Source organism: Halanaerobaculum tunisiense, assembly GCF_054657635.1.
The window spans coordinates 15,014-38,236 of record NZ_BAAHYI010000012.1 but is presented as its reverse complement, the minus strand read 5'-3'; the positions used below and the strand labels follow the sequence as shown (position 1 = coordinate 38,236).

30 protein-coding genes are annotated in these 23,223 nt (G+C 35.6%); 29 read left to right on the top strand and 1 reads right to left on the bottom strand.

The genetic code is table 11. The features are described from left to right. Positions 1 to 22: 22 nt before the first annotated feature. The 16 genes from ACYQ3D_RS10400 to ACYQ3D_RS10325 all read left to right on the top strand — a co-directional run bounded on the left by ACYQ3D_RS10400 (position 23) and on the right by ACYQ3D_RS10325 (position 13,272). Positions 23 to 1,381: an N-acetylmuramoyl-L-alanine amidase family protein gene (locus tag ACYQ3D_RS10400; RefSeq protein WP_459838305.1), complete on the top strand. Its 1,359-nt coding sequence runs from the start codon at positions 23 to 25 to the stop codon at positions 1,379 to 1,381. Positions 1,382 to 1,483: 102 nt separating this feature from the next. Beyond that, positions 1,484 to 3,697, top strand: coding sequence for an N-acetylmuramoyl-L-alanine amidase family protein (locus ACYQ3D_RS10395; RefSeq protein ID WP_459838304.1), 2,214 nt, complete (start codon positions 1,484 to 1,486; stop codon positions 3,695 to 3,697). Further along, positions 3,697 to 4,191, top strand: coding sequence for a GerMN domain-containing protein (locus ACYQ3D_RS10390; RefSeq protein WP_459838303.1), 495 nt, complete (start codon positions 3,697 to 3,699; stop codon positions 4,189 to 4,191). The genes ACYQ3D_RS10395 and ACYQ3D_RS10390 overlap by 1 nt, the downstream gene beginning before the upstream one ends. A gap of 169 nt (positions 4,192 to 4,360) precedes the next feature. Next, positions 4,361 to 5,173, top strand: coding sequence for a glutamate racemase (gene murI, locus ACYQ3D_RS10385; RefSeq protein ID WP_459838302.1), 813 nt, complete (start codon positions 4,361 to 4,363; stop codon positions 5,171 to 5,173). 166 nt (positions 5,174 to 5,339) lie between these two features. Then, positions 5,340 to 5,897, top strand: a complete 558-nt coding sequence (folE, locus tag ACYQ3D_RS10380; protein WP_459838301.1) for a GTP cyclohydrolase I FolE — start codon at positions 5,340 to 5,342, stop codon at positions 5,895 to 5,897. Between the two features lie 241 nt (positions 5,898 to 6,138). Beyond that, on the top strand, positions 6,139 to 6,933 hold the full coding sequence (gene folP / locus ACYQ3D_RS10375) for a dihydropteroate synthase (RefSeq protein ID WP_459838300.1): 795 nt from the start codon (positions 6,139 to 6,141) through the stop codon (positions 6,931 to 6,933). A gap of 3 nt (positions 6,934 to 6,936) precedes the next feature. After that, positions 6,937 to 7,311, top strand: a complete 375-nt coding sequence (folB, locus tag ACYQ3D_RS10370; protein ID WP_459838299.1) for a dihydroneopterin aldolase — start codon at positions 6,937 to 6,939, stop codon at positions 7,309 to 7,311. Next, positions 7,304 to 7,780 carry a 2-amino-4-hydroxy-6-hydroxymethyldihydropteridine diphosphokinase gene (folK, locus tag ACYQ3D_RS10365; protein WP_459838352.1) on the top strand — a complete coding sequence of 159 codons (477 nt, stop codon included), beginning with the start codon at positions 7,304 to 7,306 and terminating at the stop codon, positions 7,778 to 7,780. Before folB ends, folK begins: the two co-directional genes overlap by 8 nt. A gap of 82 nt (positions 7,781 to 7,862) precedes the next feature. Beyond that, complete coding sequence (locus ACYQ3D_RS10360) at positions 7,863 to 8,144, top strand: DUF2325 domain-containing protein (RefSeq protein ID WP_459838298.1); 282 nt, start codon at positions 7,863 to 7,865, stop codon at positions 8,142 to 8,144. A gap of 78 nt (positions 8,145 to 8,222) precedes the next feature. Beyond that, complete coding sequence (locus ACYQ3D_RS10355; protein ID WP_459838297.1) at positions 8,223 to 8,435, top strand: FeoA family protein; 213 nt, start codon at positions 8,223 to 8,225, stop codon at positions 8,433 to 8,435. Positions 8,436 to 8,493: 58 nt separating this feature from the next. Further along, positions 8,494 to 10,335: a ferrous iron transport protein B gene (gene feoB, locus ACYQ3D_RS10350; RefSeq protein WP_459838296.1), complete on the top strand. Its 1,842-nt coding sequence runs from the start codon at positions 8,494 to 8,496 to the stop codon at positions 10,333 to 10,335. 208 nt (positions 10,336 to 10,543) lie between these two features. Beyond that, positions 10,544 to 10,711, top strand: coding sequence for a DUF362 domain-containing protein (locus ACYQ3D_RS10345; RefSeq protein ID WP_459838295.1), 168 nt, complete (start codon positions 10,544 to 10,546; stop codon positions 10,709 to 10,711). Positions 10,712 to 10,876: 165 nt separating this feature from the next. Continuing rightward, positions 10,877 to 11,089 carry a FeoA family protein gene (locus ACYQ3D_RS10340; RefSeq protein WP_459838294.1) on the top strand — a complete coding sequence of 71 codons (213 nt, stop codon included), beginning with the start codon at positions 10,877 to 10,879 and terminating at the stop codon, positions 11,087 to 11,089. A 343-nt stretch (positions 11,090 to 11,432) separates the two neighbouring features. Next, positions 11,433 to 11,846 carry a nucleoside recognition domain-containing protein gene (locus tag ACYQ3D_RS10335; protein WP_459838293.1) on the top strand — a complete coding sequence of 138 codons (414 nt, stop codon included), beginning with the start codon at positions 11,433 to 11,435 and terminating at the stop codon, positions 11,844 to 11,846. A 13-nt stretch (positions 11,847 to 11,859) separates the two neighbouring features. Then, positions 11,860 to 12,342 (top strand): nucleoside recognition domain-containing protein, encoded by a 483-nt coding sequence (locus tag ACYQ3D_RS10330; protein ID WP_459838291.1) that lies wholly within the window; start codon positions 11,860 to 11,862, stop codon positions 12,340 to 12,342. Positions 12,343 to 12,387: 45 nt separating this feature from the next. Then, a complete protein-coding gene (locus ACYQ3D_RS10325) occupies positions 12,388 to 13,272 on the top strand; it encodes a shikimate dehydrogenase (protein WP_459838289.1) in 885 nt (294 codons plus the stop codon). A gap of 27 nt (positions 13,273 to 13,299) precedes the next feature. On the opposite strand, the gene ACYQ3D_RS10320 is transcribed toward ACYQ3D_RS10325, so the two are convergent. Next, entirely contained in the window at positions 13,300 to 13,476 is a 177-nt protein-coding gene (locus tag ACYQ3D_RS10320; RefSeq protein ID WP_459838288.1) for a hypothetical protein, read from the bottom strand. Between the two features lie 255 nt (positions 13,477 to 13,731). Here ACYQ3D_RS10320 and ACYQ3D_RS10315 point away from each other — a divergent pair, with 255 nt between their 5' ends. The 13 genes from ACYQ3D_RS10315 (at position 13,732) to aroQ (ending at position 22,819) form a co-directional block, all read left to right on the top strand. Then, the gene (locus ACYQ3D_RS10315; RefSeq protein WP_459838286.1) at positions 13,732 to 14,934 is read left to right on the top strand and encodes a type II secretion system F family protein; all 1,203 of its coding nucleotides are present in this window, start codon (positions 13,732 to 13,734) and stop codon (positions 14,932 to 14,934) included. Continuing rightward, on the top strand, positions 14,935 to 15,402 hold the full coding sequence (locus tag ACYQ3D_RS10310) for a GspH/FimT family pseudopilin (protein WP_459838285.1): 468 nt from the start codon (positions 14,935 to 14,937) through the stop codon (positions 15,400 to 15,402). Between the two features lie 9 nt (positions 15,403 to 15,411). Next, positions 15,412 to 15,768, top strand: a complete 357-nt coding sequence (locus ACYQ3D_RS10305) for a type II secretion system protein (RefSeq protein ID WP_459838284.1) — start codon at positions 15,412 to 15,414, stop codon at positions 15,766 to 15,768. 12 nt (positions 15,769 to 15,780) lie between these two features. Further along, on the top strand, positions 15,781 to 16,230 hold the full coding sequence (locus ACYQ3D_RS10300) for a PilW family protein (RefSeq protein WP_459838283.1): 450 nt from the start codon (positions 15,781 to 15,783) through the stop codon (positions 16,228 to 16,230). Next, positions 16,224 to 17,033, top strand: a complete 810-nt coding sequence (locus ACYQ3D_RS10295; RefSeq protein WP_459838282.1) for a helix-hairpin-helix domain-containing protein — start codon at positions 16,224 to 16,226, stop codon at positions 17,031 to 17,033. Before ACYQ3D_RS10300 ends, ACYQ3D_RS10295 begins: the two co-directional genes overlap by 7 nt. Before the next feature lie 3 nt (positions 17,034 to 17,036). Continuing rightward, positions 17,037 to 17,936, top strand: coding sequence for a type IV pilus biogenesis protein PilM (gene pilM / locus ACYQ3D_RS10290; protein WP_459838281.1), 900 nt, complete (start codon positions 17,037 to 17,039; stop codon positions 17,934 to 17,936). Next, positions 17,929 to 18,441, top strand: coding sequence for a PilN domain-containing protein (locus ACYQ3D_RS10285; protein WP_459838280.1), 513 nt, complete (start codon positions 17,929 to 17,931; stop codon positions 18,439 to 18,441). Before pilM ends, ACYQ3D_RS10285 begins: the two co-directional genes overlap by 8 nt. Beyond that, entirely contained in the window at positions 18,428 to 18,943 is a 516-nt protein-coding gene (gene pilO / locus ACYQ3D_RS10280; RefSeq protein ID WP_459838279.1) for a type 4a pilus biogenesis protein PilO, read from the top strand. The genes ACYQ3D_RS10285 and pilO overlap by 14 nt, the downstream gene beginning before the upstream one ends. After that, positions 18,933 to 19,469, top strand: coding sequence for a hypothetical protein (locus ACYQ3D_RS10275; protein ID WP_459838278.1), 537 nt, complete (start codon positions 18,933 to 18,935; stop codon positions 19,467 to 19,469). The genes pilO and ACYQ3D_RS10275 overlap by 11 nt, the downstream gene beginning before the upstream one ends. 94 nt (positions 19,470 to 19,563) lie before the next feature. Next, positions 19,564 to 20,760 (top strand): chorismate synthase, encoded by a 1,197-nt coding sequence (gene aroC, locus ACYQ3D_RS10270; RefSeq protein WP_459838277.1) that lies wholly within the window; start codon positions 19,564 to 19,566, stop codon positions 20,758 to 20,760. 5 nt (positions 20,761 to 20,765) lie between these two features. Continuing rightward, on the top strand, positions 20,766 to 21,278 hold the full coding sequence (locus ACYQ3D_RS10265) for a shikimate kinase (protein ID WP_459838276.1): 513 nt from the start codon (positions 20,766 to 20,768) through the stop codon (positions 21,276 to 21,278). Between the two features lie 23 nt (positions 21,279 to 21,301). Continuing rightward, positions 21,302 to 22,390, top strand: a complete 1,089-nt coding sequence (aroB, locus tag ACYQ3D_RS10260) for a 3-dehydroquinate synthase (protein WP_459838275.1) — start codon at positions 21,302 to 21,304, stop codon at positions 22,388 to 22,390. Next, on the top strand, positions 22,391 to 22,819 hold the full coding sequence (gene aroQ, locus ACYQ3D_RS10255) for a type II 3-dehydroquinate dehydratase (protein ID WP_459838274.1): 429 nt from the start codon (positions 22,391 to 22,393) through the stop codon (positions 22,817 to 22,819). Positions 22,820 to 23,223 lie beyond the last annotated feature (404 nt).

The window sequence follows — 23,223 nt, the reverse complement described above, 5'->3', positions numbered from 1 at the left end:
ATATAAGAGAGGAGCTAAGTAATTGGAGTTTAGATTTAGATTGATTCTATCTATGGTTGCTCTAATGGTTTTTCTATCTTTTCCAGTTGCAGCTGAAGAAGTTGATTTAGTAATTAATGGAGAACCAGTAACTACCGAATTAGTAATAGTTAATGGCAGAGCACTGATCTCAGCCTCTGGTTTAGCTGATCAATTTGGGGCAGAGTTAGATTGGGATTCACAGCAGGAAGTTGTGAAAGTAACTAATCGCCAGTCACAACTTTCCCTTAAAGTAGGAAGTAGAATAGCCAAGATTAATGGAAAAATTATTCCTTTACAGGCTAAGATCAGGTTACTTAATAACCAAGTATTAGTTCCCATGCGCTTAGTGCCTAAGATTTATGGTGGCCAACTGACTTGGGAAGGAAGTAGTAAAACAATCTATTATCAGTCTAATAGAGTAACTGATATAGGCACTAATATTTCAGGTGCTACTTCTCAGGTAGTGATTCAGACTACAGACCAAGTGGATTATAAGTTAGATTTATACCAGCAACCACAGCGATTAGTGGTTGATTTATATGATGTTAGTTTAGACCAGGCGACGTCTAATTTAGCAGTTAATAATCAGGCAGTTAAACAGATAAGGGTCAGTCAATTTAAGTTTAATCCAGCAGTAGTTAGAGTTGTAGTTGATCTTAAGCAGATCAGCAACTATCAGGTTAGATCTAAAGGTTCTGGTTTGGTGTTAGAGGTTGAGAGCAGCTCGCAAGTAGTTACTTCTTCAATCATCAGTCAATCATCAGCTGAAGGAAATGATCTTAAATTAAGGACGAAAAGAATAGTAGTTGATCCTGGCCATGGCGGGATGGATCCAGGGGCTATTGGACCTGAAGGTGTTAAAGAAAAAACAGTTAATTATCAAATAGCTGCTAAAGTAAATCGACTATTTCAACAGGAAGGTTTTAGGACTCAATTAACTCGTGATCAGGATCAATTTCAAACTTTGGCTAATAGATCACAACAGGCTAATAATTGGGGTGCAGATGCCTTTGTTAGTATTCATGCTAATTCCAATCCTCGAGCTGAAATTAGTGGTAGTTCTACTTATGCTCACTGGTATGCTTCCGAAAAAAATTGGGCTTTGGCCTGGTATGTCCAAAGTGAATTACAACAGGTAGCTGGTCTAATGGATAAGGGGCTAAAGGCGGCTAATTTTTCTGTCTTACGTAAGACAGAAATGCCTGCTATTTTGGTAGAAACAGCCTTTTTATCTAATCCGCGTGAGGAAGAATTATTAGCTAGTGATGATTTCCAACAGCAAGTGGCGCAAGGAATTGTAGCAGGGATTAAAGAATATTTTGCTTCCCAGAAGGATGGTCAAAAGTTAGGTAAAAGTTAGGATTTAAAAGAGGGATTTAGTTATTTGACTAGAAATAAAATTAATATAGTCTATAACATAAATAAACTAGGAGTGGATTGTCTAATTTAGGAGGCTGTTGTGATGCCGAAAAAACTGTTAATGGGATTATTAATTATAGTTATTGTAGCAAGTTGTGCTAGTTCTTTATTTGCAGCGGAGAATATTAAATTAAAGGTTAATGGAAATGTGGTTACTGCTGATTTGGATTATCAGATTGTGGACGAGAATATTTTAATTCCATTACAGATGTTATCAGATACTTTACCAGTTAAGGTTAAATGGTTTGATTCAATAGAAACTTTTCGTTTGCAGCTCAGAGATCAGGTGGTTAAGTTAAAAATGGGAGATAAGAATCTACAAGTAAATGATGAATTAGTTAAACTTCCTGTAGCTGCTAGACGAGTAGATGACCAAGTAATGGTACCTTTACAGTCTTTAGGTGAAGCTTTAGGATTAGTTATTAAGTCTGATTCTAGACAACAAGTAGTTGATATTCTCGAAGTACAGTCTCAACTCAAGGAGATCAATTACTGTCAGAAGGAAAAATACGAAGGGGTAAAGGTCAAGGTTAGTAAGCAAGTTGATTATGACTTACAATTTTTCCAGGACCCAGATAGATTAGTACTTGATCTGGAAGGGACTCACTTAGATAAGGAACTGCAGAAATTAAAAGTGGAAAGTGATTTAATTAAAAGAGCTCGAGTAGCTCAATTTAACCGTAATACTGCTCGAGTGGTACTGGATTTAAAAGCTGATCTGGATTATAAATTACTTACAGAAGAAACTAAAGATTCCTACCAGTATTTACTTAAAGTTAGTCCTTTGATTACAGGAGTGGATTATAAACAAGGTCGCTTACAGATTGCTTCTACAGGAGATCTAACTGCTGGGACACCGGTTCATTTATCAGAGCCTAATCGAATAGCTATAGATTTAAAAAATGCTGTTTTAAAAGAGGGCCAACAGCTAAAAATAGCTGATTCTTTCTTTAAACAGATTAGAATTAGCCAGTATAAGACTAAACCGGATAATATCGTTCGGGTTGTTTTTGAACCGCAAGAAGCGTTAAACCTAAGAACGATGCAGCAGGAGTCTGGATTACAGATTAAAGCTCTGTTAGCTAAATTACAAGGGGTTGATTATCAATTCAACCAGGCAAATCAAATTACATTTAATTTGAATAATCAACAGCAGCCAGAGGTTCTACCTTTAACTAATCGAGATAGATTGGTCTTTGATTTTCCTAATACAATTAATGAGGTAGACAAGGAAAAAATGGCTGTCGATTCTGACTTTATCGAGGAGATCAGGATAGCTCAGTTTAATAAAAGTACTACGCGAGTGGTTGTTGATTTAACACAGCTAGTTCCCTACCAGTTAAATTGGGTGGATGAGCAATTACAGGTTAAATTGATGAATAAATTACAGGCGGTTAAAGTAACAGATGATAAAGCACAACCTCAAGTAAATCTTTCCTTATTAACAACAGGAAATTATGAACTTTATCAGCTAACTAATCCGAGTCGGTTAGTAGTTGATCTACCAAATACAACTGTGCCAGAAGAAGTTAAATTAACAGATAAGTCAGCTATAGTAAGTAATATCCGTTATAGTCAATATTCTACTAATCCGCATAATGTCCGAGTGGTACTTGATTTAAAAGAAGATATAAATTTAAATCATCAACCACAGACAGAAATAGAAGAGATTAATGTAGCGCTTAATAGAAATAATTTAGCAGGTAAAGTAGTAACTATAGATCCTGGTCATGGTGGTAGTGACCCTGGGGCTTTGGGTTCTTCCTTGCGAGAGAAGAATGTTGTTTTAGATATTGCTTTAAAATTACAGCAGACCCTAGAACAAGCTGGGGCTAAGGTAGTTATGACTAGACAGACTGATCAGTTTGTGCCTCTGAAAGAGCGAACTGAGCTAGCTAATAAATTAAACTCCGATATATTTGTTAGTATTCACGCTAATTCTCATCAGGAGCAAAATCCTGTAGGAACTGAGACTTTTGTAGTCGACAAAGAAGGTAATGATTCTTACTTGTTAGCTAATTTTGTCCAGCAACAACTGGTTACAGAATTGGATACTCTTGATCGAGGGATAAAAAGCGATGGTCTCTATGTCCTAGAGCATACTACTATGCCAGCTATACTTAGTGAAGTAGCTTTTCTTAGTAATCCCCAACAAGAGGAGTTGCTGGCGGACTCTGAGTTTAAAGAGAGTGCTGCTGTAGGATTATATCGAGGGATTAGTAAGTATTTTAAGTTGTTGTTAGAGGAGGAAACTTAATGTTAGATCTAAGGAATAAAAAACTGGCTATTATACTTGCTATAGTAGTTATTTTAGGGTTTATTTTATTGTATCCTAAGTTATTTGCTACGCAAAAAGTAAAGTTATATTTTAGCAATCAGCAGGCCCAATATTTGGTGGTAGAAGATAGAGAGGTAAAGTTGAATAAGCTGTATCAAAATGTAATTCAGGAGTTAATCAAAGGGCCTCAGAATGATAATTTAGTAGAGACAATTTCCGAGGGAGTTAAGTTGCTTGACTTAGAGGTTGAAGAAGGAATAGCTAAAGTTGATTTTAGCCAAGAATTAGTTACTAATCACCCTGGGGGGACTGCTGGAGAGTTAATGACAGTTTATTCAGTAGTTAATACTTTAACTCAACTAGAAGATATTAATCAAGTACAGATTCTGGTGGCAGGTCAAGAAGTAGACACTTTAGTTGGTCACTTGAATTTAAAACAGCCGTTAGAATTTAAAAATAATTTAGTAGAGTAAGCGAGACACAATGTCTCGCTTTTTAGTTGCTAAATTAGCAATAATTTGGAGTGATTTAATATAAGATAGATAATATAGAATTATTAAATTTTTATATTTAAATGTTTTTTAGAATTTTTAACTGTAAATTGTTAATATAAACTGTAAATTTAATATAGGGATGGTGACTATGAAGCAAGATAATCCAATTGTGTTATTTGATTCAGGAGTGGGAGGTTTAACAATTGCGCAAGAGATAATAGCTGAGTTTCCCCAGGAGGAGATTATTTATTTTGGGGATACTGCTCATTTGCCTTATGGTGAACGTTCGCAAAGTGAAGTACAGGAGTTTGTAATTGAGATTATAGATCACTTTGTAGCTGCTGGTGCTAAGATGGTGATTATTGCTTGTAATACTGCTACGGCTGCTGGCTTGCAGTTGGCTCGAGAAGAATTTTCAGTACCAATTATTGGCCCTATTGAACCAGGAGTTAGTAAGGCTATTGACTATACAACAAATAAAAAAGTAGGGGTTATTGCTACGGAAGGTACTATTTCCAGTGGTGCTTATCAAGCTGCGCTGAGAAGTGCTGATAGTCAAGTGGAGGTATTTGAGCAGGCTTGTCCTGATTTTGTTTCCCTTGTGGAAGCAGGTGAATTATATAGTCAGCGAACTAGAAAAACTGCTCAGGATTATCTTCTTCCTGTAAAAAGGAAAGGGATTGATACTTTATTATTAGGTTGTACTCATTTTCCTTATTTAGGAAAAGTTATAAAAGAAGTTGTAGGTGAAGAAGTGAAATTAATTTATCCTGGTCGCAGTATTGCTCTTAAAGCAAGAAAAATATTAGAAACAGCAGATTTAGCAAGTGCTAGTTCAGGTGGTACAGCTAAATTTTATGTTAGTGACCAAGATAGAGTGTCAGAGAAGTTTGTTACCTTAGGGGCCAACTTTTTGAATTTTGCTCAACTGGATTTTTCTGAACTTGATTTATGGAGCTAGTTATTGATTTGACATGAAAATAAGGGCAGTATATAATTAGAAGTAGTCACTAGATATGTTAAAATGCATACAATGTAAATAAATCATCCGGGCATTTAATGTCCGGATTTATATTATCAGACTGATAGCAATGTCTTAGTAAGAATCACTGAAGGAGAGATAATAAGTGAAAGAAGAACAACTAAAGACAGCAGTAGAGAATATTCTTGAGGCAGTAGGCGAGAATCCTCAACGAGCCGGTTTAGAGAAGACGCCACAGCGAGTAGCTAAAATGTACCAAGAAATATTTTCAGGGCTTGGTCAAGATCCAGTTGAAGTACTAGAAGTATTAGAAGAAGATACGGCAGATGATTTAGTAGTAGTTAACGATATCTCCTTTTATTCGGTTTGTGAACATCATTTATTACCTTTTTACGGCCAGGTGCATATTGGTTATCAACCCCAAGAAAATAGGGTAACTGGTTTTTCTAAATTAGCTAAGTTAGTAGAGGTTGTTGCTAGGCGCCCTCAACTACAAGAAAGAATGACTAACCAGATAGCTGATACTATAGGCCAAGTTTTAGAGCCAGCAGGAGTATATGTCGTTATAGAAGCAGAACAATTATGTATGACTATGCGTGGAATTAAGCAGACAGAAGCTGAAACTATAACGGCAGCTACTAGAGGTAGTTTTAAGGAGGATGCTATTGCTAAGCAGGAAGTATTGAATTTATTAGGAGTATAGCTATGTGTCGTGTGCCGTGTGCAGATGATTTTTATCACGAAAAGTTTCTGTGAAACTTGTAGGATCAGCAGATTTTCACGGAGAGTCCAAAGGACTCGTAGGAATTCAAAACCTTTAAATTCAACATTCCCCTTTGTAATTACTATTTTCTAAGGAGGTTGTATTTATAGTTTTGAATTTGAACTAGCTGATGACACATAGCTGATAGCTGACGACTAATAGATACTAAGGAGGTAAAGTAATGTTTGATTTCGGGGACCGAACCTATATTATGGGGATTTTGAATATTACCCCCGATAGTTTTTCTGATGGTGGGGATTATTTTGCTATAGATGAGGCTTTACAAGAAGCGCAAGCAATGGTACAAGCAGGAACAGATATAATAGATATTGGTGGTGAATCAACTAGACCAGGAGCTAAAGAAGTATCAGCTCAACAAGAACTAGATAGAATCAGGCCTGTTCTTAAAAAATTAGTAGAGAAGATAGATCTACCTATTTCAGTTGATACTTATAAAGCTAAGGTAGCCCAAGAAGTATTAGATTTAGGGGCAGATATCATTAATGATGTTCGGGGTTTACAAGGAGATCAACAGTTAGCTAAAGTTATTGCAGATTATGATGTACCAGTTGTGCTTATGCATAATGCTCGGTTGTACGATAAACAAGGTGATATTATAGCTTTAGTGAAGGAATTTTTACAAGAAAGTATTAGCCTAGCTAGAGAAGCAGGAATTAAAGAAGAAAATATTATTTTAGATCCGGGGATTGGATTTGGAATTAGTACAGCAGAAAGCGAGGAAATTATGGGTCGTCTAGGAGAATTAAAGGAATTAGGTTACCCAATTTTATTAGGAACTTCTCGGAAATCAATGATTGGAGATATATTACAAGTGCCTCCTAAAGAAAGAGTGGAGGGCACAGTAGCTACTACTGTAATGGGGATTATGCAAGGTGTTGATTTAGTTAGAGTTCATGATGTAGAAGAAAATTTAGAAGCAGCTAAAGTAACAGATGCAGTTTGGAGAGTGGATTAAGTAATGGATAAAATTATCTTAGATGGGCTATCATTTTATGGATATCATGGTGCTTTAGAGGAAGAGAATAAGTTGGGGCAAAAATTTATTATAGATCTAGAATTAAAGTGTAATCTACAGGAAGCTGGTCGGACTGATCAGTTGGATAAATCAGTCAATTATGCCCAGGTTTATCAGGTAGTAAAACAGATTTGTCAACAAGAGGAATACAAGTTATTAGAAGCTGTAGGTGAGAATATAGCTAGTAAGATACTCGAGAAATTTAGTTTAGTAGAAGAAATTTCTGTTAGAGTCAAGAAGCCTGAGGCACCGATTAAAGGAATTTTGGATTATGTAGCTGTAGATATAGAAAGGAGCAGAAGTGATCAGATTGACTAGTGTTTATTTAGGATTAGGCAGTAATCAAGGAGATAGAGAGAAAAATCTAGATCAGGCAGTTGATTTGATTGCAAGTTTTCCGCAGACAGAACTAAAGGAGCTTTCTTCTGTTTATGAGACAGAACCTTGGGGTTATACTGAGCAGCCTAAATTTTTGAATTTATGTTTGGAGTTAGAGACAGAGTTGGCCCCTTATGACTTGCTAGCAGAGTGTCAAAAGGTAGAAGAAAAGTTGGATAGAACACGACAAATCAAGTGGGGGCCAAGAACGATTGATGTTGATATTTTATTTTATAATGACCTTAATTTAAATGATTCTCAGCTGACGATTCCTCATCCTAGACTTCATAATAGGGCTTTTGTCTTAGTGCCTTTGTGTGAGCTTAATCCTGATTTAGTTTTTCAAGGAGAGAAGATAACTTACTGGTTAGAAGAAGTGGATAAGGAAGGGATTAAGAAGTACTCTTGACAAAAGAGAGTAGTCCTGTTAAAATAATTATGACAGTTAATTGAAAATGATTTTCAGTACTATAGATTTAGGAGGAGGAAAAGTGTCAGTTTTAATTGTAGGTGGTGATAGATTAGGGAAGATTCCTGAGCGATTAAGTCAGTGTGGCTTCAACTGTATTAAACATATTTCCGGGCGCAAGTGCCAGAATTGTAGAGTGGCTCAAGAGATGGATATGGTATTGGTATTAACTGATTATATAGGTCATAACTTATGTGAGAAGGTTAAAGCTAAGGCTAAAGCAAGAGAAATTCCGGTATTATTTTCGAGACGATCTTGGGCTCGAATTTATAAAAAATTGGATTTTTGTGGTTTTTTAAACTAAAGAGATTATTTTTTTGTTTACTGTTGATAATGAATTTCACTTTAAAATAATTAGATTAGAAAATAGAGGAGGTTAATTATGACTTTAGCGGAAGTTGAGCAAGGAGATGCCTTTGAAATTGCTTCTATTCCTGACAGAGAGATCAGGGCCCAAGCAGTGCGCTTTGGTATTTCGGAAGGGGCTGAAGTATCTTGCGCTGAAAAAATACCTGGTGGTCCAGTGATCTTAAAGCAGAATTTACAGGAGATTGCTGTTGGAAGAAGATTAGCAGAACAGGTAGAAATTATTTAATCTAATTCTGATATTTAACGAGATAATAATTAAATAATTCTAAGGAGGAATTGATAAGATGAGTTGCTGTGATATTAGTAAACAAGTAGATATCCCAGAGGGAGCGCAAAAGATCGTTTTAGCCGGGAATCCTAATGTAGGAAAATCGATTTTCTTTAATTCATTTACGGGGGCTTATGTTGATGTCTCTAACTATCCGGGTACTACTTTAGATCTTAGTTCTGGGATGTATGGAGAGGATGTAGTAATTGATACGCCAGGAGTTTATGGTGTTTCTTCCTTTAATGATGAAGAACGAGTGGCTCGTGATGTAATTGCTTCGGCTGATGTAGTAGTTAATGTAGTTGATGCCGTTCATTTAGAACGTGATTTATTTTTAACCCAACAGATTATTGATATGGGGATTCCAATAGTAGTAGCTTTAAATATGATGGATGAAGCTAAAGCCCAAGGGTTAGAGATAGATATAGATGCTTTAAGTGCTGAATTAGGAGTACCTGTAATTCCTACAATAGCCCCTCAGGGAGAAGGACTAGCTGAGGTAAAAGAAGCAGTTAAGCAGGCTCAAGTAGGAGTTAGTGGTTTAGAGTTACAATCTGAATTAGCTGCTACCCAAGAGAAGGTTACTAATCAAGCAGAAGCAGTATTAGTTTTAGAAGGTGATCCTCATGTAGCGGAGAAGAATGGAGTTGAACCACTAGATTATCAGGAAGATATTTATAAAACAAGAAGAAAACGAGTTAATAAGGTAACTGATCAAATAGTTAGTCAGCAGGAAGAAGGGGCTAACTTTAAGACTAAACTAGGTAGATGGATGGTTAACCCTTGGACAGGAATTCCAATGTTATTAGCTGTATTATATGGCTTATATAAGTTCATTGGTGTCTTTATAGCCCAGACTATTGTTGATTTTACTGAAGGAGTTGTATTTGCTGAAACATATGAACCTTTCATTAAAGGAATTGTTGGTAACATTTTACCTCAGTCCTCTTTTATTAGTCAGTTATTAGTAGGTGACTTTGGTGTTTTAACAATGGCTGTAACTTATACTTTTGGCTTATTATTACCTTTGGTGATCGGTTTTTATTTGTTCTTAGCTATTTTAGAAGATTCAGGTTATCTACCGCGGATTGCAGCATTAGTTGATCGGTTACTAACAGCTTTAGGAATGAATGGGCGAGCAATTATTCCGATGTTACTTGGTTTTGGCTGTGTTACAATGGCTACTATTACAACACGCTTGTTAGGCTCTAAAAGAGAAAGGACTATTGCTGTCTTTTTGTTAGGTTTAGCAATTCCTTGCTCGGCTCAATTAGGTGTTATAGCTGGTTTGATAGCTCCTTTAGGTGTTAAGTACTTTATAATTTATGTAACTACTATTGTAGCTGTTTATGTATTAGCAGGTACTTTCTTAAATCGAGTTATGCCAGGTGATTCAACTGATTTACTGATTGATTTACCACCACTTAGAATGCCTAAATTAAGTAATGTAGTCCAAAAGACTTATATTAAATCTAAATCTTTTATTAAAGAGGCAGGACCTATCTTCGTTTTAGGTTCAGTAATTATTACGATTATGCAGTATTTTGGGATTTTAACAGCTATTCAAAATGCTGTAGCGCCTATTACAGTTGGTTGGTTAGAGCTACCTAAGGAAGCAGCTACTGCTTTTATTATGGGGATCGTTAGACGTGACTTTGGAGCAGCTGGTTTAAGTAGCTTAAGTATGACAGCAGCGCAGACAACTATTTCCTTAATTACGATTACTCTCTTTGTACCCTGCAGTGCAGCAATGATGATTATAATTAAGGAACGAGGCTGGAAAGAATCACTAGCAATCTGGTGTGGAAGTTGGGTAACAGCTTTTGTTGTTGGAGGACTTGTAGCCCAATTCATCTAATTATAATACTATTTTAAGTATCAGTTTATAAGCTTGGGTTTTACGGGTAGTGGCAAGAATGTGGGGAGGCTATCCATTTTTTGCTAAATGATTATGATTTTCATTTATGTTTTTAATCTACAATTGATAATTACTGCTAAATATGCTACTATATAAGTAGTGAAAATATGACTTACATAATATCATTAATTCAAAAGAGGTGACAAAAATGGCTTATACTATTACTGATGCTTGTATCTCTTGTGGAGTATGTGCGGAGACTTGTCCTACTGATGCAATTTCTGAAGGAGACACTCAATACAATATTGATGCTGATACTTGTGTTGATTGTGGAGCATGCGCAAGTGATTGTCCAACAGAAGCAATTGAAGAGTAATTAATAATTAAAGTCCCAGGCGATTTTGTCTGGGGCTATTTTCTTTTTTTGGTTAAGTTATATTGACTTTTAAGGAGGCATATAGTATAATAAAGGTAGTAAATGATAATGGTTTTTATTCTATATATTATTGAGAAAGATTATCAGTTTAAGGAGGGGTTAAATATGACTTTAGCCGATGTAAAACGAGGCGATGAATTTCAGATTACTTCTATTCCAGATAGAGAGATGCGAGCCCAAGCAGTACGATTTGGTATTTCTGAAGGGGCTGAAGTTTCCTGTGCGGAAAAGATTCCTGGCGGGCCAATCATTTTAAAAAGGAATCTACAGGAAATAGCTGTGGGGAGAAGATTAGCTGAAAAGATACAGGTTGCTTAATAGTTAGCAAGGCAGGTGGTAAAATGGAATGTGATACTAATAAACAGGTGCGAGTTTGTTCTCAATGTGGATATAAAGTTAAAGACATAGAAAAGATTAGATGTCCTCGTTGCTTTAAAATATTATTAAAGAAATGTTCAGAGTGCAATAAATGTAATTTTAGCTAAAGGAGCTGGCCTATTAGGTTAAGATCCTTTTTCTTTTTTTTGATATATAGTGGTATTTTTCAGTGTTACAGATATCAGTTTTTATTTATTTTTTGTAGATAGATGTTGTTAATTAAAAGGAGAGTTCATACAATATAAGTGATAATAATTATATTTTATTTCAGGAGGTGAAACTAATGTTAAAAGCAGCCAAACGTGGTGCTAAAAAAGCATTTTCAACTTATACTAGTTTAATTAAGGTTATTATACCTGTTTACATAATAGTTACAATCCTAAAGCATATAGGAATTATTAGATGGTTAGCTCAATTTTTTGGCCCCCTGATGAAGTTATTAGGGTTGCCGGGAGAAGCAGTGATAGCTTTGATAACTGGTTATTTGTTAAATATTTATGGAGCTTTAGGAGCAATGGCTAGTTTAAATTTAGGAATTAAAGAGATTACTATTTTAGGAACTATGTTAGGACTATCCCACAGTTTGATTATCGAGGCAGCAGTGATTAAAAAAATTAGCGGTCGGGTATTACCATTAATTTTTTTGCGAGTAGGTTTGTCTATAGCAGCAGGGATCACTTTAAATGTAGTGTTGTAGGGGGAGTGAAAATATGGAATGGTCAAGTTTATTAACTGAAATAGTAAGTGGTAGTTTTGATATGTTAAAAAAAGTTGCTTTAATTATCTTTCCCTTATTGATTGGGATTGAAATAGCTGATGAAAAAGGAGTTTTAAACAAAGTTTCTGCTTTGTTTAAGCCAATACTAAAACATTTTAAATTATCTAAAAATGCTGCTTTACCATTAATAGCTGCTCAGATGTTTGGTCTTTTGTATGGAGCTGGGATAATATTGCGGGAAGTAGAAGATGATAAACTTCATTCTCAGGATTTAATGCCGTTATCTATTTTTTTAGTTATTTGTCATGCTGTAATAGAAGATACTTTGTTATTTGCGTCGATTGGTGGTAATGTATTTATTATATTAGGAATGAGGGTTGTGCTAGCAATTATTATTACTTATTTTTATTCTAAGTATTTTGTTACTAAAGAGGAAGTAAATGTAGAGGATTTAACTGAAATAGATTGTTGTTAATAAGGTAGTCATATACAATGCGAAGTTATTCAGGGAGGAGTTAGCATGGAGCAGTTAGCAGAAACTAAGTTAGCTAATACTGAGATTACTGGTTTATTGGGAGATCCAGTGGAACATTCTTTATCTCCTGTAATGCATAATAGGGCTTTTCAGGAGCTAGGACTTAATAATTTATACCTACCGTGGGCGGTTAAAGAGGATAAGTTGGCTCAGGCAGTAGCTGGAATTCGTGGCTTAGATATTAAGGGGGCTAATTTAACTATTCCGCATAAACAACAGGTGCTTCCTCATTTAGATGAGCTCTCTGAAGAAGCTAGGTTGATTGGAGCAGTTAATACTATTGAAAACCAGGCGGGAAAATTGATTGGTCATAATACAGACGGGAGAGGATATCTTAGGTCATTGCAAGAAGAAGCTGATTTTAATCCAGCTGCTAAGAAAGTGTTAGTAGTTGGGGCTGGAGGAGCTGCCAGAGCTGTGGCTTTTCAATTAGCTTTAGCAGGAGTCAGTGAATTATATATTGCTAATCGAACAGTAAAGAAGGCTAAAGCACTTATTGAGGAGATCAATAAGCAGTTAGAGGTAACAGGAAAGGCTATATCATTAAGCAAAGAGAGGTTAGCTGAAAAGATGGAAAGATTGGACTTAGTAGTTGATACTACTCCAGTAGGGATGTATCCTCAGACAGAAGTAGAACCAGTAATCCCAGCTGATTTATTACACTCTGATTTATTAGTTTCTGATTTAGTTTATAATCCCCAAGAGACAGTTTTATTACAAGTAGCTAAGAAGAAAGGAGCAGCAACTTTAAGTGGATTAGGCATGCTTCTTTACCAAGGGGTGATTGCTTTTGAAATTTGGACAGGTAAGAAGGCACCAGTGAAAGTAATGCGGGAAGCGCTAGAGAAGGGATTAAAAAGGAATACTTAACTTTTAAGCCAGTTCAAGCTGGCTTTTTTATAATCCTTGGAGTGTTTTTTGAACATAATCATGCATGTATTTTGCCTTATTTAATTTACAAATTCCTTTTTGGTTATCAAACCAAGTACAATCTTCTTGTTGACAATTATAGTCATTTGTTCTTTTGTGAGTCGAACAATTTTTATTAGCCATCAATAATAACGGACAGGTCATGATTAAAAACTCCTTTCTTACATTAAACTTAGTGGACATAATTACAATATACATGATTATGTTATTCATGTCTAGAATTAATATTATACATCTGATTAATAAATTGAATTTTAAAGTAATAATTTTACTTTTATGTTAATTATAACACAAAAAATAAGTTATCCCAAATTACAATTTAATCCATTTCGCACTTATTAAATTCCTAATTTTGGTAAATATACTTTTATTACAGCAAAATTAGGTGGTTGATAACTAGTGGAGTTTTATTACCAAGCTGTCTCTAAAGCAGGTGAAAAGAGAGAAGGAAAGATCAAGGCTGAGGATAAAGGTCAGGTGGTTAGGAAGTTAAAGACTCGTAACTACTATATCATTTGTATTGAAGCAGCTAGTAAGTTTAGTTTTAGCAATTGGCTACCAAAATTAAATAGGGTAAGTAGCCAAGAGTTAGCTTTATTTAGTCGGCAGTTTGCTACTTTATTAGCGGCTGGATTATCATTAGTGGCAACACTTTCTATTTTAGCAGAAGAAATGACTAACCAGAGACTAAAAGAAGTTTTAGTTAAGGTAGAACAGGAGGTTCAGGCAGGAAAGTCTCTGGCTCAAGTATTAGCTAAGCATGATGCTGTATTTCCTCCTTTAATGATTAATTTAATAGCAATTGGAGAAGAAGAAGGCATTTTAGAACAGGTTTTGGAGCAGTTAGCTACTTATTTTGAAGCGCGAACAGAATTAATTCATAAGTTGCGGTCAACTTTGGTTTACCCTGTATTTATTTTGCTTACTAGTTTAGCTGTTATTATCTTCTTGGTTACTTTTATTTTACCTAACTTCAGAAATTTATTTGCTGATTACAATCTGCAGTTACCTTGGGTAACTAGATATCTTTTGCAAGCAGTAGAAATTATTCAACAGCAGTGGGTGTGGTTGTTAGGTGCAGGTGGAGTATTAGTTAGTGGATTAATTATTTATTTTAGAAGTGAATCAGGTCGATGGCGGTTTGATTATCTGCTTTTATCTTGTCCTGGGCTAGGCAGGATATTATTGCTAGTCTCTCTTATCCATCTAACGCAAGTATTAGGATTTATGTTACAAGGAGGGAGTGATTTGTTAGTAGGATTGCGCCAGCTTAAGGGAGTAATTACTAATCAAGTGGTTAAAGAAAAGATCACTAGAGTCCATACGAAGGTAGAACAAGGTCAATCTTTTAGTCAACTATTAGCCAGAGAAGAGATTTTTCCTGAATTACTAGTCCAGATGGTTAAAGTAGGAGAAAAAACAGGTAGATTGGATAAGATGTTACTTCAGGTAGCAGATTATTATCAAGAAAAGCTAGAGTATGATTTAGAAGTATTAGTTTCTCTAGTAGAACCTACAACAATTTTGTTATTAAGTGGGGTAGTTTTGTTGATTATTACTTCTGTTATGTTACCTTTGTTTAATTTAGTGAATGGGATTTAGATGAGAGAACAAGAAGCTGGTTTTACATTACTAGAAATCATATTGGTAATAACTATTCTTTCTACTTTAGCTACAATGGGGATACCTAAGTTCACTAGTTATCTTCAGCACTTAAAGTTAACTACTGCCGTTAATAATCTAGTTACAGATTTTCAATTTGCTAGAGAGCAAACAATCAGTCAGGACCAGCAGTACGGAATAGTCTTTAAACCAGACCAGAATCAGTATCTAGTGGTCAAATCCAAGTCTCAGCCCCAGGTAGTTAAAAGAATATCCTTAGAAGAAGTTAACTTAACTCAAGTTACCTTTAGCCAGTACGATTCAACTTTAGGGCAACATAAAGCTATCTTTTTTCAGGAGTTAGGGAATTTAGATGGTTCCAACGGCAGGGTGATACTCCAGTTAGCTGATTTAACTAGTAGAGAAATTATTTTTTCTTCTAATGCTGGCCAGTTAACAGTTAAGTAGGTGAGTGGAGTGAGAGATAATAAGGCTGGGTTTAGTTTATTAGAAGTTGTTTTTGTAATTGCAATTATAGGCAGTGTTTTACTTCCTCTAGTAAGTTCTTTGTTAGCTAGTGGGCAGCAGGTAACAGAAGCTCAATTAGAGACTAAAGCTATTAATTTAGCTCGGTGGAAATTAAACGAAGCAGTTGCTCAGGATTTTCAAGAGGTTACTTTTATTCCAGTAACCTCTTGTCCAATAGATCATTTTTCTGAATTTGAGTACGAGATAGAAGTTAATCAGTTACAACCTAACTTAAAAGAAGTAGTTAGTAAGGTCTATTATCAAACAGATCTTAAGGCTACTTTGGTGACAGTTATTTCTCCTTAAAGGTGTGATGATGTGCAAACTGAAGCTGGATTTACGCTCTTAGAAGTGGTGATTTTGTTAGCCATTAGTGGTTTGGTTATTAGTTCTTTAGTAACTATTAACCACTCTATATTAGAGGTATACTCTGTTTACAGATCACAAGTTGTTTTAGAACAGGAGCTGAGAGTGAGCTTGAATACTATTGTTAAATACTTACAGCAAGCAATTCAGATTACAGATATTAATTCTCATAGTATATCCTTTCGAGATCAGGAAGGTGAATTAGAGACTATAGCTTATCAACCAGAGGTAGGGTTATACATTAGTAGCCAACAGAATTTGCTTAGTCAGCGGATTTCTAATCTGCAGTTTAGCCTAACGGAAGCTAGTCTGCTACTAATTTCTTTACAGATAGCTAATCAGGAGACAGAGTTAACATTACAGACAGCTATTCAACTAGAAGAGGAGCAGTATAATTGGTAATTAGCAGTCGGCAGGAAGATGGTTATGTATTATTAGTTACTTTGGTGGTCTTGCTTGCTATAGGAATTTTAGTTCCTAGTCTGACTAGATTAGTGGAGAATGAATTTATAATTACTACTAACTATAGGCAACAGATTGAGAATTATTATTTAACTGAAGGACTGCTAGAGATAGCTAGTCAGAAAGTGAAAACTAAGTTAACAGAAGTAGATTATATTACTCAAGCTAAATTAGAAGAATTGTCTGCGCAGATTACAGGAGATCAAGCCTTGACTAATCCCCGTGAGGCGGGGGAGATTGAATTGGAGTATAGAGTGCAAGAAATAGTAGCTGAAAGTAGTAAGTTAGCTCTGGCTTCTAGTAGTCAAGAAGAGTTAGAGGCTTTACCAGAAATCGGAGCTGAATTAGGAGAGAGAATAGTAGCTAATAAACCTTACCAATCTTTAGTGGAGCTAAAACAAATTAAAGGGATTGGTCCAGAGACTTATGCAACTATTAAGCAGTATTTAACTGTAATTGGGGATAGTAAGATTAATCTGAATACTGCACCAGCAGAGGTGCTAGTTACTCTGCCTGAGATTGGAGAAGGATTAGCTGCTGAAATAGTTGATCATCGAGAAGATGATTGTTTTACAGCTGTTAGTAAGATTGAGGATGTTTCAGGAATTGGAGACAGTACTTATCAGGATCTAAAAGAGGGCAGTAAAGTTACTTCCCAAATCTTTAAAGTAACAGTTAGAGTTATCCTGCCTGACCAGCAAGTAACTAAACAAATGATTATTAATTTAGAAGAAGGGGGTTAAGCTGTGTTGTCCTGGTTTAAACCTAAATTGCCGTTAGGAGTTAATTTAGGTGAGCAACAACTTAAAATTGTGGAGTTACTACCGGCTGAGCCAGTGCCTAAGTTGCGTAAATATTTGTTAGAGAAAATTAAACCAGATTTAGCTGACCAATTGGCTACAATTAAGGAGAAATCTAATTTTAGGACTAATCAGGTAGTAGTTGGGATCCATGGTTCTCAGTTAGTAATCCGCAAAATTAATCTTCCCGCTCACCTAAGAGATAATTTAGCTGAAGTCATTAACTGGCAGGCAGATGACTATCTTCCAGTCACACCCGAGGAAGTAGTACTGGATTACGAAGTTTTGGACTGTCAGGAAGAATTGACTGTGATGTTGGTAGCAGCAAATAGAGAGGTTATTTTTGAGCAGATAGAATTATTAGCTCAGGCTGGATTTCAAGTTGTCTCTGTAGCAGCTAGTCCACTAGTCTTAAGTAGATTAGTAGGAGAGGAAAAGTTGACTAGCCGTCATTTAGCTATTTTGAATTTAGAAGCTACAGTTGCTGAGTTGGTTATCTTTAACCGAGGCGAATTTTCTTTTCGGCGTTATTTCAATGTTAAGAGAAGTAAGTTGATTAAGCAAGCTAAGAAAGAAGGAGACTTCTCTCGATTTAATTTACAGCTAGAACGTTCGTTGGATTACCAAGGAGACTTATCCTCATTATTAGTTACTGGAGGAACTGATTTACAAAAATTAGTGGAAGTATTAGATGATAAGTTAGAGTTAGAAGTAGGACTCTTTAATTTAATGCCTCAAATTCAATTTGCTCCGCAAGATATGGCTCCTCAGTTAGTACAGGCCAAATTACCTCAGCTAGCTATTAGTTTAGGGTTGGCTTTGCGAGGTAGAGTAGATAATGATTGAGTTGCTCCCAGAAGAGATTACCGATCAGAGAAGAAAGAGGAAAGTTATTAGTTATAGTAGTTTAGTAGTTGTTATCATCTTAGGGATTACCTGGGGCATAAATTTTTATTGTCAGCAGTTAATTGCTGATTACGAACTTCAATTAAAGCAGATAAAACAAGAACAGAAGAGCTTAGTAGCTAAGAAGAAGAAACTAAAGTCTAAAGTTAGTAAAATAAAGCGGTATCAAAACTTGCAGCAGGTGACTAATGATATTAGTTATTCCCGAGTAGTTAAGGATTTAAAGTTAGTTATTCCGCAACAAGTCTGGTTAACCAAATTTATTATTGAGCAAGATAAATTATTAGTTAGTGGGCTAGGGACTACTAACCGGCAAGTAATTAAGACCTTAGAGAGAGTAAATCTGTATCCCTATTTTCAAGAAGTAGATCTATCCTCTAATTCCTATCAGGAACAGAAAGTTGATTTTCAGTTGACAGGGAGGTTGGCTTATGAGCCAGACTAAATTAATTTTATTGTTACTAGTTATAGTAATATTAGTAGCTTACGGGGGAGTAGTTGGCCCTAGTTTAAGCCAGCTAGAAGCTAGAGAAGAAGAATTGAATACTCAACAACAGAAGTTAGCTGACCTAGAGGGTACAATTAACCAACTAGAGACTACACTCCAAGCAGATTCGCTACCAGCAAACAAGATAATCCAGACTCAGAATTTAAAGTTGGCCCGGATTTTAACGGCCATAGAAAAGCTAGTTACAGAATCAGAAGTTAAACTAGAACAATTAGCTCCTCAACAGCAGACTAAGGAAGATGAAGTGGTTAAATTACCTCTTGAATTATCTATAACAGGTGATTACCAAGATATTGTTCAGTTTTTGTCAGGATTAGAGGAGTTAAATTATTTAATTAGTTTTGCTAATCTAAAATTCTCCTCTACTCAGGAGATATTGGAGGCTAAGTTAGTAGTTGTTGTGTATGCTATTGAGGCTAGTGATCGAAATGAAGAATAAACAAGTTATTAGTTTAGTGGTTTTATTACTAGCAGTTGTTGTGGTCGGGACGCAAGTATTTTATTCTAGCTCTCCAAGTACAGAACCAAAAACCAGTGCTCCAGAAGTTACTCAGCCTCCTCCTCAATCAGCCTACCCTGAATTTAAAACAGCAACTTTATACGATAAGATTCCTACTCGAAAATCTCCTTTTTTAAGTGGTCAAGATCAAGCAGCTGAATTTGTTTATCAATCTACTAGCGACAAAAAAAGAAATAATAACCAGAAAGAAGCTGATTCAACAGCTAACCAAACTACTTCTAGAGAGCCTAAAGTAAAAGAGTTACAACTTGATCTAGAGGTAACAGGTCTGATCAAAAATCAGGATAAACAATTGGTTATTATTAAAGATCAGTCCCAGAGTTATATATTACAGGTAGGAGAGAGGATTAAAGGATATCGGTTAGTGGAGATGAAACCTGAAAAGATGAAGCTTAAAAAGGAAGAGCAATTATATAAATTCACTTTTCAAGTGGCAGATTATTGATTTAATACTATTTAATTTATTTTAGGCCTGATTTTTTTTTATAAATCTGATATAATGCCACTACTAATTAATATAGAGTATAGAGGAGGCAAATATGCGTTATTTAACGGCAGGAGAATCACATGGGTCAGCAATTACAGGAATTTTAGAAGGAGTACCAGCCAATTTAGAGATTAAACCAGAAGATATTAACCGGGAATTAACTAGACGACAAGGTGGTTATGGTCGCGGGGGGAGAATGCAGATTGAGACTGATTTAATTGATATTTTATCGGGGATTAGAGGAGGTAAAACGTTAGGTAGTCCAATTACTCTCCAAATTACAAATGATGATTGGGAGAATTGGGAAGAAGTATTAGCCCCCTTTGGTGATTGTGGCTATGATCAGACTGAAGTAGAGATAGAAAAAGAAGATAAAATCAAACGAGTTAAGCCTAAAGTTACTAAACCTCGCCCGGGGCATGCTGATTTAGCAGGGGCTTTAAAATATAATCAAGCTGATTTACGTAATATTTTAGAGCGGGCCAGCGCTCGAGAAACAGCTGTTAGAGTAGCTATTGGAGCAATAGCTAAAGTTTTATTAAAAGAATTGGATATTGGAGTAACAAGTCATGTTATTCAATTAGGTAGCGTAGAACTAGCTGATTATCAAGCTGATTTTGCAGAGATTAAAAACAAGAGTGCTCAATCTGAAGTGCGATGTATTGATCAAGAAACTACTAACCAAATGATAGCTGAAATTGATGACTGTAAAGAGCAAGGTGATTCTTTAGGTGGGATTTTTGAAGTCAGAACTACTAAGTTACCAGCTGGATTAGGAGGGCATGTGCAGTGGGATAAAAAGCTAGATGGTAAGTTGGCCCAATCTTTAATGAGTATTCAAGCTATTAAAGGTGTAGAGGTTGGTTTAGGATTTGAGGCTGCTAAAGCACCTGGTTCCCAAGTCCATGATGAAATAGGTTATAATGATGGTTTCTTTAGAAGCTCTAATAATGCCGGAGGAATTGAAGGTGGAATGAGTAATGGTGAACCACTTGTTATCAAGGCAGCAATGAAACCAATTCCTACTCTCTATCAACCTTTAGCTTCAGTTGACTTAGAGACTAAAGAAGAATTTAAGGCTAGTGTAGAACGATCTGATGTAACAGCAGTACCAGCAGCTAGCGTAGTAGGTGAGGCAGTAGTAGCTTTTGAATTAGCTAAAGCTTGTCTGGCTAAGTTTGGTGGCGATAGTATCGAGGAGGTTAAGGCTAATTATAAAAACTTTTTAGAAATGTTAGAGCAGAGGTAATAAAAATGAATATAGCATTAATCGGTTTTATGGGAACAGGAAAAAGTACTGTTGGTAGGAAGTTGGCCCTAAGATTGGATTATCAATTTGTAGATTTAGATGAGCAAATTATAGCCTGTGATGGTCGAAAGATACCTACTATTTTTGCCCAGGATGGTGAAGCCTACTTTAGAGATTTAGAGACAGAAGTAACTGCTCAAGTAGCTCAGCAGGATAGCCAAGTAATTGCTACTGGTGGGGGAATAGTGCTGAGAGAAGAAAATATTGCTTATTTAAAAGAGAATGGAATCGTTATTTTACTCCAAGCTACCCCAGAAGAAATACTACAGCGGACTCAAGATGATGATAATCGTCCTTTATTAGACGTAGAAAATCCGTTAGCAAAAATTAAGAGTATGTTAAAGCAAAGACAGGAACAATATGATTGTACTCCTTATCAGATAGATACCACTGGATTATCAGTAGTAGAAGTGGTGGAGGAAATAATGGAGAATGAACAATTAAGAATTAAACCGTAAATTAGTTATTGGGAGGGGATAGGATGGAGACAGTTGGGGTTGATTTAGAGGACAGAAGTTATCAAATTAAGATTGGTGAAGATATACTACAAAATCTCGGTGATTACTTAACTGAATTAGAGATAGGCTCTAAAGTGTTAATTATTACTAACCCCTTAGTTGATAGTTTATATGGGCAAGAAGTAGAACAAGCTATTAGTAAAGCTGGTTTTGAGGTAGAAAAAGCTTTAATTCCTGATGGAGAAGAGTATAAATCTTTAGCTACTGCTCGTGATTTATATGATCAGGCTGTTGAGAGTGGATTAGATAGAAGCTCTACTATTGTAGCTTTAGGTGGTGGGGTTGTAGGTGATATAGCAGGATTTATTGCTGCTAGTTTTATGCGGGGGATTAATTTTGTGCAGGTGCCTACGACAGTATTGGCCCAAGTTGATAGCAGTGTTGGGGGGAAAGTAGCTGTCAATCATCCCCAAGGTAAAAATCTAATCGGTGATTTTTATCAACCACAATTGGTAGTAGCCGATAAAAAAGTATTACATACTTTAGAAGAAAGAGAATTAAAAGCTGGCTTAGGGGAAGTTGTTAAGTATGGTGTGATTTGGGATGAAGATTTCTTTAGTTTTTTAGAACAGAATAAAACTGATATTTTAAATTTAGAGAGGACAGCTTTAATTCACTTAATCAAAAGATCATGTCAGATAAAGGCTAAAGTAGTAGCTCAGGATGAGCGAGAAGAGGGTTTGCGAGCTATTTTAAATTATGGGCATACAGTTGGCCATGCCTTAGAAGCAGTTACTAATTATCAACGTTATCGCCATGGGGAGGCGATAGCAATAGGAATGATTGCTGCTGCTAAATTAGCTGGTAAACTTGATTTACTGGATAAAAGTGCTGTAGAACGGCACAGAAAACTTCTTAAAGATTTTGGGTTACCAGTATCTTACCAAGAAATAAGTAAGGACCGAATTATTAAGGCCATGGCTAAGGACAAAAAGGTACAGAATGGAGTAGTAAGGTTTATTTTAGCTAACCAAATTGGTGAGGTAAGTATTACTTCTGATATAGCAGATATTAAGTTAAGAGAAACACTAACAGAGTTAGGAGGAAGATAGATGATATTAATTATGCACGGGCCAAATTTAAACTTATTAGGTACTAGAGAGCCAGAAGTATATGGGGCCAAAACTCTAGAGGATATTAATCAGTCTTTGCGCGAGATTGCTTCCGAAAATAATTTAGAACTAAAGATAGTTCAGTCTAATAGTGAAGGAGAGTTGATTGATATTATTCACCAGTCCCTAGAACAGAGAATAGAAGCAATTATTATTAATCCAGGCGCCTTTACTCATTATAGTATTGCTATTCGTGATGCTTTAGCAGCAGTAGAAGTGCCGATTATAGAAGTTCATTTGAGTAATATCTATCAACGAGAAGAATTTAGACATAAATCTGTAATTGCTCCAGTAGCTACAGGACAGATTTCTGGATTTGGAGTTGATAGTTATACTCTAGCTTTACAACAAGTAATTAAATTAATATAATGTTTAACTTTTTAATAAAAAGTTAGCAATAAAAATTCAACAGCCATTTCGAAAAAGCTACAAAGTAGCTTTTTTTCGAGTAACTTTTATTAAAATATAAAAGTTACCAAAAGATTTCAAGTATAGAACAATCAATGCTTTCTACTGTTAAAAAGTTACTAAAGATAGCAAAGAATATTAGTCCATACCCAAGAGTATTTCCTCATTTTATTCGGGGCACTGATTGTTCTAATTTTAATTACTAGGTAAGAGTTTCACAATGACATTTTAATTTTTTAGTAACGAATCTTAGCGAATTGGAGTAAAAATAAGGCTTGGATTATCTAATTTGTAGGACATTAAATTAGATTAGCCTTATTTTTAAGCAGTGAGCTCTAGATGAGTTTGAAAAAAATTAGAAAGTG